The organism is Mesorhizobium sp. M4B.F.Ca.ET.089.01.1.1 (assembly GCF_004022605.1).
GTDB lineage: Bacteria > Pseudomonadota > Alphaproteobacteria > Rhizobiales > Rhizobiaceae > Mesorhizobium > Mesorhizobium abyssinicae.
Map to the genome: position 1 here is coordinate 1 of NZ_RZOS01000696.1, position 2,053 is coordinate 2,053.

Consider the following 2,053-nt stretch of genomic DNA (forward strand, 5'->3'; position numbering starts at 1 on the left):
GAAGTGTTGTGCTTTTTGGGGCATGTTAGTTGTAGTTGAATTACCGGGGCGGAGCGACGCGGGGGGGATCGGTCTCCGTGGCCAATGGCCGCTGCAGAGCCACGGTGTTCCAAACGATCTTAGCAGAGAAGTCCTGGATCTCCCGCTGCATAATATCGGGTGTGCGTTCCCAGCAGGTAACGCGCGTCTATTCGTGCTTGCATTGCATCGGGAGGGGAACGGGATGACCGAATCTATAGTCGGTAAGATACAACTCTGCTCCGCGCGATTGTGAACGCTCCCATCGGAAGCCTGGTGAATGTGCTGGCGCTTGGCCAATTGGGCGTCGGCAAACTGCACAAGTACGACGAGTTAGGTCGCGCAATTGTCCACTTCAGCGGCGAGGGCACGCGGATTATTGCGCCCAACACGCCTATTGTTCGGACGCGTCTAAGCGAAGGAACCCCAGTCCGCTTCCGCACAGCGACCGGTACAACCGCAAATGGCGAAGTGCTCGAGTTTCTGGTCGAGCGTGATGACGGTGGTTTCGTCTACCGCATTCAGTCAGAGGACGGATTATTCGAGGTCTGGGAAGGGTTTATCATGCCGGTCGGCGACAGTACCGACCCCCTTAACCTTCTCAAGACCTATCGCTGGGATTCGCCGAAGAGCTTTATGGGGCGCTGGTCGATAGCCGATCTCTATGCACGTTGGTATGCCGCTTCGGGCGGTTTTCCGGCAATGCTCGGCGCTTGCATTTTACCTCTGGGCCATCAGATCTATGCGGCACGGCGCGTGCTGTTCGACCGCACCCCGCGTTTTATACTCGCCGACGAGGTCGGACTCGGCAAGACAATCGAGGCTGGCCTCATCATTCAAGCGCTCCAAGCCGAACGCCGTGACTTTAGCGTGCTGGTGATCGCTCCTGGATCAATGTCGCGGCAATGGCTCACCGAGACTTATCTACGTTTCGGTGCCCGCGCCTATCAGCATGTCGATTGTACGCGGATGATTGAAGAGAGCCGCGCCTCGCTCGCGAGCATCGTTGCTGGTCCGCGCCTGATTGTCGCTACTACGGCGCTGGAGGCCTATTCTAATCTTGTCGATCTTGTCACGTCCCGGCGCTGGGACATGATAGTCATCGACGAGGCGCATCAGATCCCGCCCGGGAGCATTCTCTATCCGGTCTTGGAGCGTTTGGCAGAGCAGGCGGACGGCCTACTGCTTCTCTCGGCAACCCCCTCAAAGCGGGATATCGGCGGGCTGATAGGCATGCTGGCGCTGGTTGCACCTGAGGCCTATCGCGGACTGCCCCCAGAGGCCTTGCAAGCTAAATATGATCGGCAGAGCACGGTCTGGGATCGGCTCAACTTCACCCGAAAGCTGATCGATGCCACTGCGAGCGAAGGGCGCACGCTCAACCCGGACGAAGTTGAGTTTATCGCAGACGAATGGATCGGCCTGATCGCAGGCGATTCCTTCTTTGACGGATTGGTGGCGCGAATGCGCGCTGGCGAGGCAGACGCGGCGCTCGAACTCATTGCATATGTCCAGGAATTTCATCGACTTGATCACCGGATCATTCGGACCAGGCGCGCAACGCTGGGCAGCGATAGTAGCGCCTGGCCGGTCCGCGGGCTCATCGAAATTCCCTGCGCTCCGACCCAGACCGAGGCAATCTTCCTCAGTCATCTCGAGGAACTACCCGCAGCGGAGGACGCCGCTGGCGCAGCGACGCGCGCGCTCTATCAGCGTTTCTGCTCCTCTTCCTCTTCTTCCACGCTCCGGTTCCTACAAGAACGGAGAGAAGCGATCGGCAACGACCCCAGCGGCGAAACCCTGGACCCAATCGGTCGGATAACCATCGACGCCGGGCCGAATGATGAGCCGATCATTCTCTCGGAACTAGTGCGCGAACTCCCCGCGCTCCCCGGCGAGGCGATCTGGCTTCGCACCGCCCAGGCGCTGGCACATGCCTGGCACGAAGAAGGCGATTGCAGCCGCGCCGATGCGCTGGGTGACTGGCTCGAGAAGCATCTCGTCGATGCGGCGAACCAGGTGCTGGTGTTTGTCC

At 59.7% G+C, this 2,053-nt stretch carries 1 protein-coding gene; it reads left to right on the forward strand.

Annotated elements, in window-relative coordinates:
• Positions 1 to 294: 294 nt before the first annotated feature.
• The coding region (locus EN780_RS32825; protein WP_133372831.1) for an SNF2-related protein at positions 295 to 2,053 on the forward strand (1,759 nt) is incomplete at its 3' end.